The sequence below is a fragment of the Nesterenkonia sedimenti genome, assembly GCF_012641515.1.
Lineage (GTDB): Bacteria > Actinomycetota > Actinomycetes > Actinomycetales > Micrococcaceae > Nesterenkonia > Nesterenkonia sedimenti.
The window spans coordinates 17038-30556 of sequence record NZ_JABAHY010000016.1 but is presented as its reverse complement, the minus strand read 5'-3'; the positions used below and the strand labels follow the sequence as shown (position 1 = coordinate 30556).

12 protein-coding genes are annotated in these 13519 nt (G+C 65.7%); 3 read left to right on the top strand and 9 right to left on the bottom strand.

All coding sequences use genetic code 11. The features are described 5' to 3' along the window. Window positions 1–21: 21 nt before the first annotated feature. From HGQ17_RS12815 to HGQ17_RS12775, 9 genes are all read right to left on the bottom strand, one after another. Complete coding sequence (locus HGQ17_RS12815; protein ID WP_168888322.1) at window positions 22–1104, bottom strand: hypothetical protein; 1083 nt, start codon at window positions 1102–1104, stop codon at window positions 22–24. Between the two features lie 109 nt (window positions 1105–1213). Next, complete coding sequence (locus tag HGQ17_RS12810; RefSeq protein ID WP_168888345.1) at window positions 1214–2296, bottom strand: uroporphyrinogen decarboxylase/cobalamine-independent methonine synthase family protein; 1083 nt, start codon at window positions 2294–2296, stop codon at window positions 1214–1216. After that, the gene (locus HGQ17_RS12805) at window positions 2293–2688 is read right to left on the bottom strand and encodes a chorismate mutase (RefSeq protein WP_168888344.1); all 396 of its coding nucleotides are present in this window, start codon (window positions 2686–2688) and stop codon (window positions 2293–2295) included. Before HGQ17_RS12805 ends, HGQ17_RS12810 begins: the two co-directional genes overlap by 4 nt. 130 nt (window positions 2689–2818) lie before the next feature. Next, window positions 2819–3940 carry a tRNA 2-thiouridine(34) synthase MnmA gene (gene mnmA / locus HGQ17_RS12800; protein WP_168888343.1) on the bottom strand — a complete coding sequence of 374 codons (1122 nt, stop codon included), beginning with the start codon at window positions 3938–3940 and terminating at the stop codon, window positions 2819–2821. 31 nt (window positions 3941–3971) lie between these two features. Next, the gene (locus HGQ17_RS12795; RefSeq protein ID WP_168888342.1) at window positions 3972–5267 is read right to left on the bottom strand and encodes a DUF58 domain-containing protein; all 1296 of its coding nucleotides are present in this window, start codon (window positions 5265–5267) and stop codon (window positions 3972–3974) included. Between the two features lie 16 nt (window positions 5268–5283). Further along, a complete protein-coding gene (locus HGQ17_RS12790; RefSeq protein WP_168888341.1) occupies window positions 5284–6255 on the bottom strand; it encodes an AAA family ATPase in 972 nt (323 codons plus the stop codon). Beyond that, window positions 6255–7490, bottom strand: a complete 1236-nt coding sequence (locus tag HGQ17_RS12785) for a DUF4350 domain-containing protein (RefSeq protein WP_168888340.1) — start codon at window positions 7488–7490, stop codon at window positions 6255–6257. Before HGQ17_RS12785 ends, HGQ17_RS12790 begins: the two co-directional genes overlap by 1 nt. Beyond that, window positions 7487–8125 (bottom strand): DUF4129 domain-containing protein, encoded by a 639-nt coding sequence (locus tag HGQ17_RS12780; RefSeq protein ID WP_168888339.1) that lies wholly within the window; start codon window positions 8123–8125, stop codon window positions 7487–7489. Before HGQ17_RS12780 ends, HGQ17_RS12785 begins: the two co-directional genes overlap by 4 nt. After that, a complete protein-coding gene (locus HGQ17_RS12775; RefSeq protein WP_168888338.1) occupies window positions 8125–9141 on the bottom strand; it encodes a hypothetical protein in 1017 nt (338 codons plus the stop codon). The genes HGQ17_RS12780 and HGQ17_RS12775 overlap by 1 nt, the downstream gene beginning before the upstream one ends. A 119-nt stretch (window positions 9142–9260) precedes the next feature. Between HGQ17_RS12775 and mtrA the strand changes: the two genes are divergently transcribed. The 3 genes from mtrA to HGQ17_RS12760 all read left to right on the top strand — a co-directional run bounded on the left by mtrA (window position 9261) and on the right by HGQ17_RS12760 (window position 13515). Then, the gene (mtrA, locus tag HGQ17_RS12770; RefSeq protein WP_168888337.1) at window positions 9261–9944 is read left to right on the top strand and encodes an MtrAB system response regulator MtrA; all 684 of its coding nucleotides are present in this window, start codon (window positions 9261–9263) and stop codon (window positions 9942–9944) included. An 86-nt stretch (window positions 9945–10030) separates the two neighbouring features. Further along, window positions 10031–11755 (top strand): MtrAB system histidine kinase MtrB, encoded by a 1725-nt coding sequence (gene mtrB, locus HGQ17_RS12765; protein ID WP_324615286.1) that lies wholly within the window; start codon window positions 10031–10033, stop codon window positions 11753–11755. Then, window positions 11755–13515 carry an LpqB family beta-propeller domain-containing protein gene (locus HGQ17_RS12760; protein ID WP_168888336.1) on the top strand — a complete coding sequence of 587 codons (1761 nt, stop codon included), beginning with the start codon at window positions 11755–11757 and terminating at the stop codon, window positions 13513–13515. The genes mtrB and HGQ17_RS12760 overlap by 1 nt, the downstream gene beginning before the upstream one ends. The last annotated feature ends 4 nt before the right edge of the window (window positions 13516–13519 follow it).

The window sequence follows — 13519 nt, the reverse complement described above, 5'->3', positions numbered from 1 at the left end:
GGACCGACCAACCGGAGAGGTTTATCGGATCTTGCGGGGTTTGGTGGACCCCAGGGCGATCAGGGTCACCAGGAAGAAGAACGGGACCAGATACAGATCACCGATGTTCGGGTTGTCCCACCAGTCTGGGAAATTGCTCCACCGGTTGAAGGTGCCGGTGAAGGTGCCTGAGTTGAGCCCGTAGATCAGCCCCAGGGTATAGGTGACAGCTCCGCCCAAGAGCACAAGAATTCCGACCGTGCGTGCACCGGGATTGGTCAGTGGGATGAGGAAGGTGGCGATGAGGCAGAGGATGCTGGCCACGAAGAGGGCCATAAAGTAGTCGGTGAGAATGGTCATGAAGCCCCCGAAGTCCGAGGTCAGCCCACTGAAGACCTCCTGGACGGCGGTGCCGAAGCTTACCCCCCAGGTCATAGCGCTCCAAATGGTCATAACCAGCACTGTCCCGAAGCTGGCGAAGACGCTCAGGAACAGGGTCAGCAGCACTCCGAACCAGGCCCCACGGCTGGCCTTCCTGCGGGGCCTACCAGGCTGGGGGTGACCCTGCTGTGGCTGTCCGGGTGGGAACTGCCCCTGCGGATACTGGCCCGGCTGCTGACCGTACTGGCCATATTGGTCATACTGCCCGTAGGGGCCAGGTGCCGCCCCATAGCTCTGCGGCGGGTAGTTCTGCCCCGAGTAGTCCTGGGGTGGGTAGTTCGGTGGGGGATAGTCCTGCGGAGCATATGCCTGAGTGGGGTAATCCTGGCCCGGCTGGCCGAATCCCTGCGGAGGCTGCTGATAGGTGGGCTCATGGGCGGAGCTGGAGAGAGTCTCCTCCTCCTGATACGGAGCCGGTTGTTGGGGCGGAACCCCCGGCATCGCCTGAGTGGCGTCCTGGCCGGGATTCTCCATCGAATGCGAAATCGGCATGGTAGCCCCAGGGGGAGTACCCGGCGGAAAAGCCTGGGTGGGATCCAGAGCTTGGGTGGCATCCTGATCCGGCGGTAGCGGCGGTCCCTGCACTCCGGCCGCGGGCTGCTGCTCTACAGGTTGAGGTTCAGCAGAGAGCCGTTCAGTGGGTTTGGCGTCCTCGGGGTCTTCCGGTGTGCTGGCATGAGTCATACAGTGTTCCCTCCTGGGAACCGAGTCTACTGATCCAGCGGTGGCTCTGCTGTGATGTTGCTCAGATGGTGATGCTGCCCAGGGTTGTGGTGGTTCTGGCCGTGGTGGCTCAGGCCCGCATCTGGTCGGTCAGTGCCGAGGCGGCATCACGGACCCGGGTCGTGGCCCGCAGGGCAGCCGGCTCGGTGAGCTGGGCGAACTGGTCCCGCTCGCCAGTCGAAATCGGGGTCAGGGTGAAAGCCTCCAGAGAGAACAGCGGCATACCCAGGGCCTGCCAGGGACCGCTGACCCGTTGAGCCAAAGCCGAAACCTCCGGCAGCGCCTCAGACCCCGTAGGACGCAGCAGCGAAGCCTGGAGTCGCGCCCCGGCCTCGGCCAATTCCGCGGCACGCTCCCAATCGGCGGCCTCAGCCCGGTGCACCGGCAGTACAAAACCGTCGACTGCTGTGCTGGCACCGGACCGGCTGCGACTGAAGAAGTCCTCCACCTGCTCAGCGGTTACCGGTCGCCCGGTGTCCAGAACCACTGAATCCACCCCGGCGGCGCGCAGAGCATTGAGCACCTCAGTGACCAGGGCCCGGGTCTCATCCCTGCCCAGGGAACGGATCTGTTGGTAGCCGCTGACCGTGGGCACCGCGCCCCGGCGCACCCGGTGGTACTCCGGTTCACAGACGGTGACCTCCAGAGCCGGCGGACGAATTGAACTGAGGATATGTTCACAGTGAGCCTGCAGGCCCGCGGCCAGGGAGGCCGCCAGATCCCGCCGGGCACCGTGGTCGATGAGGATCTTCTCCCCCTGGGGCAGATGCAGCCGGGCAGCCAGGCTCACCGGCCCCAGAATCTCCACCCGCAGTGGGCCAGGCTCAGCGTTACCGGTCTCCTGTCGCTCCCCGCGCACATCCGCCAGAGTGTCCACATCGGCGCTCAGTCTCGTGGTGGCGCGCAGATGATCAGCCCCCGGGCGTTGCACCAGTCGCCAGCCATAGGAGGTCAGCTCCGCATAGAGCTCAGCAAGCTGGGTCACCGACCGGCCCAGCAGGGTTCCATGGTGACCACGCTGAGGCAGTTCGGGCAGGGCAGAGAAATCCCCGGGGCCCAGTTCAGCCTCCAGCAGCTGGACGGACCGGCGCAGATCAGTCCCGGGCATCACTGCCGGGGCGGCGAAGCCCACCGCAGACCGAGAACCGGTCATGCCTGGTCGCTGGCCCAGTCAAAGGGCGCATTGGGGTCACGCGGGGCCTGCGGGGGCTGCTCAGAGGAACCGGTCAGGGCCTGATGATGCCGGATGACCTCCTCAATGATGAAGTTCAGGAACTTCTCGGCGAACTCGGGATCCAGCTGGGCATCATGGGCCAGCCGCTTCAGCCGTTCGATCTGCGCCTTCTCCCGTCCGGGATCGGCAGGCGGAAGCTTATGCTTGGCCTTGAGCACTCCGACCCGCTGAGTCGCCTTGAAGCGCTCAGCCAGAAGATGCACCAGGGCGGCGTCGATATTGTCGATCGAAGACCGCATCGACAGCAGCTCGGACATAATCTCTGGGTCAACGTATTTGGCGGCATCGCCGGCGCGTGGATCAGTGCTCATCGTTCACTCGCTTCCCCTCTCATCGCTGGGTGTGCCCCACCGGGTCTCCGGCATGCACGCATACCAGCTTAGATGAGAACCGGCAGGATCCACCGGCAGCGCGAACCTCAGGCAGCCAGAGACCGAGGGGTCAGGCCGGCTGGTAATGGCGGGAACGGGCGGAGTCGATAGTGGACTGTCCCAGCACCCGGGTGCCCTGGTACATCACCGCAGTCTGACCGGGGGCAACCCCCTTGAGCGGTTCAGCCAGCTCCACCAGGATCTGGTAATCCTCATCCTCGACGACCTTCGCCTTAGCCGGCACTGGATCAGCATGGGCGCGGATCTGCAGGTCGATCTCGAACCACTCACCGGTGGCAGCCTCGGCCACCGGCGGACCCGCCCAGCTGAGCCGGATACCGGTGATGATGTCCACATCCAGTAGCTCCCGGGAACCGGCCACCACAGTGTTCTCCTTGGGCCGGATCTCCAGGACGAACCGAGGTTTGCCATCCGGGGCAGGCCGGCCCAGCTTCAGTCCGCGGCGCTGGCCTACCGTATAGGCCTGGGCGCCCTCATGCTCACCGATCTGTTCACCCTGGTCGTCCAGGATGGGGCCGGGCTCCATATCGATCTGTTCGGCCAGCCAGCCGCGAGTGTCGCCGTCGGGGATGAAGCAGATGTCATGGGAATCCGGCTTCTGCGCCACCGAGAGACCCCGTTCGGCGGCCTCAGCGCGCACCAGGTCCTTCGAGGGTGTATCACCCAGCGGGAAATAGCAGTGGGCCAGCTGTTCAGTGTTCAGCACCCCCAGCACATAAGACTGGTCCTTGGTCCAGGTGGCAGCCCGGTGCAGTTCCCGGGTGCCGTCCTCGAGCTCAATGATCTTCGCGTAATGACCCGTGGCCACCGCATCGAAGCCCAGGGCGATGGCCTTATCCAGAAGGGCCTCGAATTTGATCTTCTCATTGCAGCGCATACACGGATTCGGGGTGCGCCCTGCCGCATACTCACTGAAGAAATCATCGACGACGTCGGCCTTGAACCGTTCGGAGAAATCCCAGACATAGAAGGGGATCCCCAGTTTCTCGCAGGCTCGCCACGCATCGGAGGAATCCTCAATCGTGCAGCAGCCCCGGGAACCGGTGCGCAGCGTCCCGGGCATCCGGGACAGCGCCAGATGCACTCCGACCACCTCATGGCCGGCGTCCACCGCGCGGGCAGCCGCCACAGCGGAGTCCACTCCGCCGGACATCGCAGCAAGAACCTTCATATAACTACGGTACCAACCAGGCAGCCGGCGACTACAGCCTGCCGGCGGCCTTGAGTCGCAGATAACAGTCGGCCAGGGCCGGGGCCAGCCGGTCGGGGGCCGCCTGAACCACTTCGACGCCGAGGCTGCCCAGTTCTGCCGAGACCGCCTCAGCCTCCAGCAGGGCACGCTCGGCGGCCGCGGCCGCATAGACCTCACTGGCCGTTGCCCGTGCTGCTGCCTGCTGAGCCAGCTCGGGATTCTCCGCCGAGGCCAAGACCACCCGGTGCTTCGCAGTCAGCGGGGCCAAGACCGGAAGGAGGCCCTCCTGCAGCGAAGGGGAGTCCACGGCGGTGAGGATGACCACCAGCGACTTCTGGCTGGTCAGCCGGGCGATCTGGGTCGGCAGCTGACTGAAATCAGCCTCCACCAGGGCCGGTTCCACATCGGCGGTGGCGCGGGAGAGCACTTTGAGGAAATTGCCGCGCTCGGCAGTGGAGGCCCTGGCCCCGATACTCCGGTCGAAAGCCAGAAACTCCACCCGGTCCCCGGCCTGAGCAGCCAGAGTGCCCAGCAGCAGAGACGCCTCGATTCCGGCCTCCAACCGGGGTTCATCACCGAGCCGCGCCGCGGAGGTGCGCGAGGTGTCGAGACAGAGGATCACCCGGCGGTCCCGCTCCGGGCGCCAGGTACGGACCACCAGATGCTGTCGGGCAGCATCCTGCCGCCGGGCCGTGGCCCGCCAGTCGATGGAGCGGACGTCATCTCCGCGGACGTAGTCCCGCAGGGAGTCGAACTCCGTGCCGGCACCGGGCAGATTCACCGCCGTCGCACCCTCGAGCTCGCGGAGTCGGCGCAGTTTGGAGGGCAGATGCTTCCGGGAGGCGAAACTGGGCAGCACCTGCTGGCTCTGCGGCACCCGGTGGGTCGCCTGCCGGCCGGCCAAGCCCAGGGGCCCCACAGACCGGATGCTCAGGTACTCACTGCTGAGCACACCCCGCCGGGTAGGCCGCAGCGGGGTTGAGGCCACCAGCCGAGCCCCGGCTGCGATATCCAGCTGTTGCAGGGGATCAGCCCCGGCAGTGGGCTGCCAGCCGTCCTTGACCCAGCCGCGCAACCGACGCCTGCCCCGAGAGCGGATAAGAGTTTCGGCAGCAGTGGGTTCACCCAGACGCACCGGATCGGCGGCCAGGCGGTGCACCTCCACCCGGCGCGGGGACCCACAGGCCAGAACATCGACAACGGCGAGGGCCAGGACCAGGGCCAGGATCCACCAGAAATAGCCGGGGAGAAGCACCACCAGGAGGCTGGCCCCCAGGGCCAGCCAGAGAAAGCGGAGGGTGAGCATCGGCAGTGGTTCCGATCTACCGAGGGACGGCCGTGGTGCTCAGAATCGACTGCAGCAGATCCTCGGCGGAGGCACCGTCCATCGAGGCCTCCGGAGTCAGCGCCACCCGGTGCCGCAAGGTCGGCAGGACCAGGGCCTTGACGTCATCGGGAGTGACATAGTCCCGGCCGGTCAGCCAGGCCCAGGCCTTGGCAGCGTTCATCAGGGCAGTGGCACCACGTGGGGAGACTCCGAGCTGGAAGCTGGGGGCCTGCCGGGTCGCCCGGGCGAGATCCACAATATAGCCGGCGACTTCACCGGAGAGCTGTACGGCGGCCACCGCCCGGCGGGCAGCCAGCACATCCTCGGCAGAGGCCACCGGAGTCACCCCGGCCGCGGCGAGATCCGAGGGGCTGAAGCCCTGGGCATGCCGGCGGATGACCTCGATCTCCTGGTCCCGCTCGGGCAGATCCAGGGTGACTTTGAGCAGGAACCGGTCCAGCTGGGCCTCCGGCAAGGGATAGGTGCCCTCATACTCCACCGGGTTCTGGGTTGCGGCCACCAGGAACGGATCCGGCAGCTTCCGGGCCACCCCATCAACGGAGACCTGGCGTTCTGCCATGGCCTCCAGCAGGGAGGCCTGAGTCTTCGGCGGAGTGCGGTTGATCTCATCGGCCAGCAGCAGATTGGTGAAGACCGGTCCCTCGCGGAAGCTGAAATCCCCCGTGGTGGAGTCGTAGACCAGGGAGCCGGTGACATCACCGGGCATCAGATCCGGGGTGAACTGCACTCGGGAGGTCTGCACGTCCAGAGCCGCAGACAGAGTGCGCACCAGCAGAGTCTTGGCCACCCCGGGGACACCTTCGAGGAGCACATGGCCGCGCACCAGCAGGCCGATGATCACACTGGTGACCGCAGCATCCTGGCCCACTACGGCCTTGGCGACCTCCCCACGGACTTGGGTCAGCCGTTCCCGCAGCTCATCAGCAGTCGGGGCAGTCTCAGTCATCAGTGTTCTCCGTTCTGCTGCGCAACCCGCACAGCCTTGACCACATCGTCCTCCAGCTTGGACAGAGCCTGGGCATAGGCCACCAGCTGGCGATTATTCCGCACCTGCGCCGGTGCGGCCAGCAGATCCGCCGGCTCACCCGATGCTGTGCCCAGGGCCTGAGCGGCGGCTGCCGCCACTGCAGCCGCCGGTGCCTTCCGGCCTACGCGCAGCAGCCGGGCCAAGCGGAGCAGATGAGCGTTGCGCAGCGCCTCGGCCGAGGCCACAGTGGCGTTCGCCCGCTGATAGAGCCGTCCCCGGCCGGCTGCAGTCTCCCCGGCCGGTACCGAGACTGGCATCGGTTCGGTGACCACCGGACCATAGCGACGGCCGGCGGCGAACATAGCGATCAGTGCGCAGACCACCAACCACCAGAACAGCGGCTCGAACCATCGCGGCAGATACTCGAAGGGAGAGGCCCAGGTGGTGGAGTCGGCCTCGGCAGTATCGGCTCCGGAAGGGGTGTACCAGATCAGCTGCTGCTCAGCGCCCTGCCCATCGGTGAGCAGATTCAGCGCCAGGGCAGCATTGCCCTCAGCGGTGATGTGCTGATTGGTGAATGCCTCTGGGGCGGTGAAGACAGTCCCGGCCGAGACTTCGGTCAGCAGGAAACCTGAGGGTGAGCCCGGGACCTCGAAGCAGCCCTGGCTTGCGGCCAGGGACTCACCCGGGGCCCGGATGGACTCCGCCGCAGCGGCCGCCGGGTGGCGGCATTGATCCCCAGTGGTGAGCACATCAGCAGTCCCGGTGCCTGTGGTCGGAATCGAGGGGCCGGGGCCCGCCTCGAGGCCGAAGAGATTCCCCAGGGTTCCTGTATTGGTGGAAAGCCACAGCACATTCCGGTCACCGGCGTAGTCATCCCGCAGCTGGGAGACGAACTGCTGATCCGGCTGGAAACCCCGCATCTGCACGACGACGCCGGCCTCCGGGTCCTGATCCATCAGCTCCTGGGCCTGCTGGGCGGAGTAGGCCCGGCGAATCTCAACCCCCTCTTCCTCCAGGACAGAGACCAATGCGGCATAGCCGTCGAGATCCGTATTGCCCAGTCCATAGACCTCGGTGTCCTCAGTCTCGCTCAGCTGCAGCAGCAGGGCGGCGATCACACCGAAGCACAGCAGCACTACCCAGAACTGCCAGCGGGAGGCAGTGCCGCGCAGCCCAGCCGGGGAGGAGGTCGAGGCGCTGGCGGTGCTCACAGTCGGCTCCCCAGGGATGAGGCGACAGCACTGGCGCTCGGTGCCTGCCCGGCAAGTCGCAGATCCAGCTCACTCAGCCGGTGGAAATGCCCCTGCTGCAGGGGACGGCGCGCATAGACCGACTGGTTGAACAGCTCAGCGGCCTCCCGCAGCCCACCAGCCTCACGGGGATAGGCAGTGGTCAGGGCAGTGGCGATCTCGCTGGCAGTACGGCCATCCTGCGGACTGAGCACAAACTGTTCCTCCGCAGTGCGGACTATGGCCCGGAAACTGTCCCGGGCGGCGTCGTCGTACCTTCCGGCCGTGGCATGGGCGGCGGCCCGGTTCCTGAGGTCTGCCGCAGTCATCCCCGCCTCAATACTGACCGCCGGTTCACTGCGGCGGCCCCGCTGCATCCGTGGGCGCACCAGCAGGATCACCAGCAGTGCGGCGGCCACCACCAGGGCTGCTACCAGGATCGGCCCCCACTGCACGGTCACCGGTCCCAGGCTCAGGGCACTGCCCTCCAACCACTCCAGAACTGAATCGATCAGATCCCGCAGTGGGCCCGCCAGCTCCCGCTGATACTGGGCATCGGCCAGCTCATCCTCCAGCAGGCTGCGGGCAGAATCCCGGTCATAGACTTGAGCAGACATCAGGAGCCTCCCGGAAGGATCCGCTCGGCCGGCTCGGTCTGCTGGGCAGTTCGGGCCAGATCGATATCCAGGGCTTCGCGTCGGAATCGGGAGTTCAGATACATCATGGCGATCACCGTTCCGGCCAGGGAGACCAAAAGGGCCGAGAGCACCGCGTCGTAGAGCTGGCCGAAGCCCAGCACGGCCAGCACCAGCAGATCCTCATTGCCCTCAGCGGACTGCCAGGCCAGATCCCCACCGATTCCAGCGATCACCCCGGCCGGAATCGAACTGATCGTCATCACCACCCCGAGCATCAGGTACAGCAGGGCAACAGCCCCGATATGCCGCCACCACTGGCCCCGGTTGAGCGCAAAGGACCGGCCGAGGGCGGAGAAGGCATTGCGCCGCTCGACGACAACCACCAGGGGGCCGAACATAAATGCTGCAGTCACCCAGCACAGCAGCAGAAACATTGCCGGCAGCACCACAATTGCCCCGACGAGCATGGTCAGACCGATCAGCAGTGCCCCGATGACCATTGCGACCAAACCCACCAGGCCCAGAAGGAGACTGACCACCACCAGATGTAACAGCAGCCAGCCCAGTCGGCCGGCCCGCATGGTCACCGTCTGCAGCAGCGAGGTCGGCAGTCCATAGGCGGCCCGCAGTCCCGGGATGGCCAAAAGTCCCAGGGACATCAGCATGATCAGCCAGCCGATGAAAGAGGAGAGCAGCAGCAGGGCGATCATCCAGCCGTCCACCAGCGAGGCCAGCATCAGCTCCTGGTTGTCGAAGGCCAGGGGATCGGCCAGCATGCGCAGGAAAGCATCCGAGGGCAACACTGCCAGCAGCACCAGCAGGGTCAGCACATTGATCAGCCCGGCCAGGAATGGGAGTCCCAGAACTGCCCGAGGACTGTGCCGGATCACGGCGAAGGCCGCGGAGAATGTCTCATCCTGGGCCAACGGACGCAGGGGGTAGACCGCCCCGGGGCGCAGCGTTGGTGCCGGCCTCAGCTCCGCTGCAGAGTTCAACGCGCCCCCACCTCCGAAAGACTCATTCAATTCTTAACTCTAACGCCTCATATATCCTGAGACCTCAGGGGCCCCAGCCCCTACGGGCGGATACATCCAAGGAGTGGAAGGACGAGTCGATGAAGGCGAAGATCCTGGTGGTCGACGACGACGAAGCACTGTCGGAGATGATCGGCATTGTGCTGCGCAATGACGGCTTCGAGCCCACATTCTGCGCCACCGGAGACGGAGCATTGGAAGCATTCCGGTCCGCTGATGCTGACCTGGTGCTGCTGGACCTCATGCTGCCGGGCAAGGACGGAATTGAGGTCTGCCGGGAGATCCGCGAAGAGGCTGATACCCCGATCGTGATGCTCACCGCCAAATCAGATACCGCCGATGTCGTCCGCGGCCTGGAGGCCGGCGCTGATGACTATGTGCCCAAGCCCTTCAAACCGGCCGAGCTGGTCGCCCGGGTGCGTGCCCGGCTGCGCCCCTCGGATAATAACCACCGCTCCGACGCCGAGACCCTGACCATCGGGGATCTCACCATCGATGTGGCCGGTCATGAGGTACGCCGCGGTGATACCAAGATTTCCCTGACTCCTCTGGAGTTCGATCTGCTCTCCACTCTGGCGAAGAAGCCCTGGCAGGTGTGGAACCGGGAGATGCTGCTCGAAGAGGTCTGGGGCTACCGGCACCAGGCTGATACCCGACTGGTCAATGTGCACGTCCAGCGGTTGCGGTCCAAAGTGGAGAAGGACCCCGAGAACCCCGAGATCATCCAGACCGTTCGCGGAATCGGCTATAAGGCCGGCGGATAGGAAGCAGCACCACCATCACTGATCAGAATCAGCGCACCGGAGGGGAGGAGACGGCCGAACCGGTCACCGAGACCGTCCCACACCCCGTGGTGGACCGGCGCGTCCGGCCCGCCGAGCGGGTCCGCCCACTGCTGACCTTCGGCCGCCGGCTCTCCCGCCTGCCCAGGTTCTGGGCGCGCTCGCTGATGGTTCGGGCCGTGTTCTTCACCGGTCTGCTGACCCTGGTCGGAACCGGCCTGATCGCCTATATCCTCGTCCAGCAGGTCACCACTGGTCTCTACCAGGAGCGGATGGACCAGGTGGAGGCCGAGGCTACTATCGGTCTGGCCCAGGCCATCTCCGAATTCGCCTCCATGTCTCCGACCACCGACACCACCGAGCTGGAGGAACAGGTCGCAGATGTGGAGTCCAGCCTGGAAGGCTCAGCCGCCCTGCCCCGCGGGACCCTGCTGCTGCCCCTGGAGGAGACCGGCAACCCGCAGATCATGCCACGGTCCACCGGCGGTGTGATCGAGGCGGTCATCAGTGACCAGCTGCGCAGTGAGGTCCTGGCCTCCGGGCCGGAGGTCCAGCACCGGCAGCCGGTGGCCATCGAGGACCCCGAAACCGGTGAGACGGTCCCCGGTGTCGCCTTCGGCACCTCCGTGCCGCTGAGTGTGCCCCAGTCCTGGGGTCTGTTCTACGTCTACGACTTCTCCTCGGTGCAGGACAATGTGAACTTCGTCTTCAGGGTCTTCCTCACCGCAGCCGGGGCCATCGTGGTGATGAATATGCTCATCGCAGCCTGGGTCTCCCGCTCGGTGGTCCGGCCGGTCTCCCAGGCCGCCGAGGTCTCCGAACGGATCGCCGACGGCCAGCTGGACCAGCGCTTGGCCGTGGTCGGTGAGGATGAGATCGCCCGACTTGGTGTCTCCTTCAACCGGATGGCCTCGACTCTGCAGGAGCAGATCACCCAGCTGGCGAATCTTTCGAAGATGCAGCAGCGCTTCGTCTCCGATGTCTCCCATGAGCTGCGGACCCCGCTGACCACGGTGAGCATGGCCTCGAGCATGCTCTACGAATCCCGCGAGGAGTTCGACCCGGTCAGCCAGCGCTCCACTGAGCTGCTGCACCACCAGGTGGAACGTTTCCAGGCGCTGCTGGCCGATCTTCTGGAGATGTCCCGCTTCGACGCCGGTGCTGCCGAACTGGCGCTCTCCGATGTCGACCTCTGGGCCCTATGCGAGGATGTCGCCACCGCCGCAGTGCCCCTTGCCGAGGCCGCCGGCGCGGAGCTGTACATGGTCGTCCAGGACTCCGGTGACGGGTTCATCGCCGAGGTGGACCGCCGCCGCATCGACCGAATCCTGCGCAATCTGGTCAATAACGCCATCGAGCATTCCGAGGGCCGCCCCGTGGATGTGGTGCTGAAGTCCAGCCCCAGTTCGGTGGCCATCGCCGTACGCGACTACGGGGTCGGGATGACCACCGAGGAGGTCTCTCACGTCTTCGACCGGTTCTGGCGTGCCGATCCAGCCCGGGCCCGCACCACCGGCGGCTCCGGGCTGGGGCTGTCCATTGCCACTGAGGACACCCGGCTGCACCAGGGCACCCTGGACGCCTGGGGTGAGAAAGGTAAAGGCTCCTGCTTCCGACTGGTGCTGCCTCGCCGGCAGGACCAGTCCTTCCACAGCTCGCCGTTGGGCCTGCCGCCCAGTTATGGTGACCACCAGCGGATGCAAGTCTCAGCAGATCCTGAGACCATCACCGGAGAGATCACCCATGACCGGGTCAATGAACAGTCGCTGTACCAGAAGGAGCAGGAGGGCTGATGCTGCGGTTGACCACAAGCCGAGCCGCTGCCGTCGTCGCTGCCGCCGCCCTGGTGCTCACCGGCTGCGCACCCACTCTGCCCACAGAGGGTGAGGTGGAGTCGGTGGGCGTGCCCCTGGACGCTGACTACGAGGAGTACGGCCCCAATCCGGCAGGCCCCACATCCGGGGCCATGCCCGAGGACATCATCGACGGGTTCCTCGATGCCGGGGCGGGTCCGCAGAACGACTACGAGATCGCCCGCGAATACCTCACCGATGAGGCTGCCGAGGAATGGAACCCGGGGGAGCGCACCCTCGTCTACGAGGGTGATAACCGGGAGACCAGCCCCTCCGGGGAGTCGATCTACAACGTCCAACTGGTGGTCGACGCCCATATCGACTCCGACGGGATCATGACCCGGCCCCAGGATGTGCAGGGGATGACCTTCGAACTGGAACAGGTCGACGGTGAGTGGCGGATCAGCACCCCGCCCGACGGCACCATCCTGGAGGCGAATATGTTCTATTCGGTCTACCAGCCCTACACCCTGTTCTTCTTCGATCCCCAGGAGAGCTATGTGGTCCCGGACGTCCGGTGGTTCGTCAACCGGGCGGGACTCCCCGCTGAGATCGCCAACCAACTGTTGCGCGGACCGGCACCCTGGCTCTCCGAAGGGGTAGTCTCAGCCTTCGACGAGGAGGCCTCCCTGGCCAGCCCCTCAGTGCCAATCGACGCCGGCGCGGCCCGGGTGGATCTGGCACCCAGTGCGGTCTCCGGGGCCAGCGACCGGGAACTGGCCCTGATGCACTACCAGATGCAGATGACCCTGGATCAGCTCAGCACAGTCCAACGGGTGGAGTTCACCTCCGGGGGCAATGAGCTCGATGTCCCTGAACCCGGTGACCTCCCCGAAGGGGAGCGGCTGGACATCAACGCCAGACCCAGCGCCGATGAGTCCATGATCGGAGTCCGCGACGACGCCTTGGTCCTGCAGACCGGCGGCACCACCAGTGCGCTCTCGGGTATGCCTGATCTGACAGATATCGGTCCGCGCTTCCCGGCGATGCCCACTGCCTCCACCGGTGAGGTCGTGGCCTTCATGTCCGAGGACCTCGACGAGCTCTACCATGTCCGCCCGGACACCGAGGAGCCGACCCTGTTGGTGGAGTCGGAGAATATGACCCGGCCCTCGATGGACAACTTCGGCTGGACCTGGACGGTGACCCATGAGGGCGATAACCCCACGATCCGCGCCTACTCCTATGACGACCCCGAGGACACCACCAGCACCCAGTTCGAGGCCGCCTTCCTGGAGGACCGTGAGGTCACCTCACTGCGGATCTCCCAGGACGGGGCGCGGGCTGCCATCGTCGTCGAGGATGCCGGGGTGACCAGCCTCTATATCGCCTCGGTGATCCGTGATGGCACCACCGGTCTGCCCCGCGGGCTGGGCCAGCACACTCGACTGGAGGCCGATGACCAGGTGGGACTCCAGGAGGTCCGCTGGGCTGATGCCACCGAGGTCGTGGTCTGGGAGCCCTATGACCCCGATGAGGACGACGTCGCCCCTGAGTACATCCAGCGGATCGACCTCTCCGGTGCCCGAAGCGACCCCGAGGAGGGCTTCGCGAACCTCCTAAACGTCGCCGTCGGTGAGGGTTCCTCGCTGTCGGTCTACGCCGAGCAGCAGGGTGTAGGTGTCTACATGCTCATCGGTGAGGAATGGTCCATCCAGGAGGAGATGGACGGGGTCGAGGACCTCTCCTACTCCGGCTGAGTTA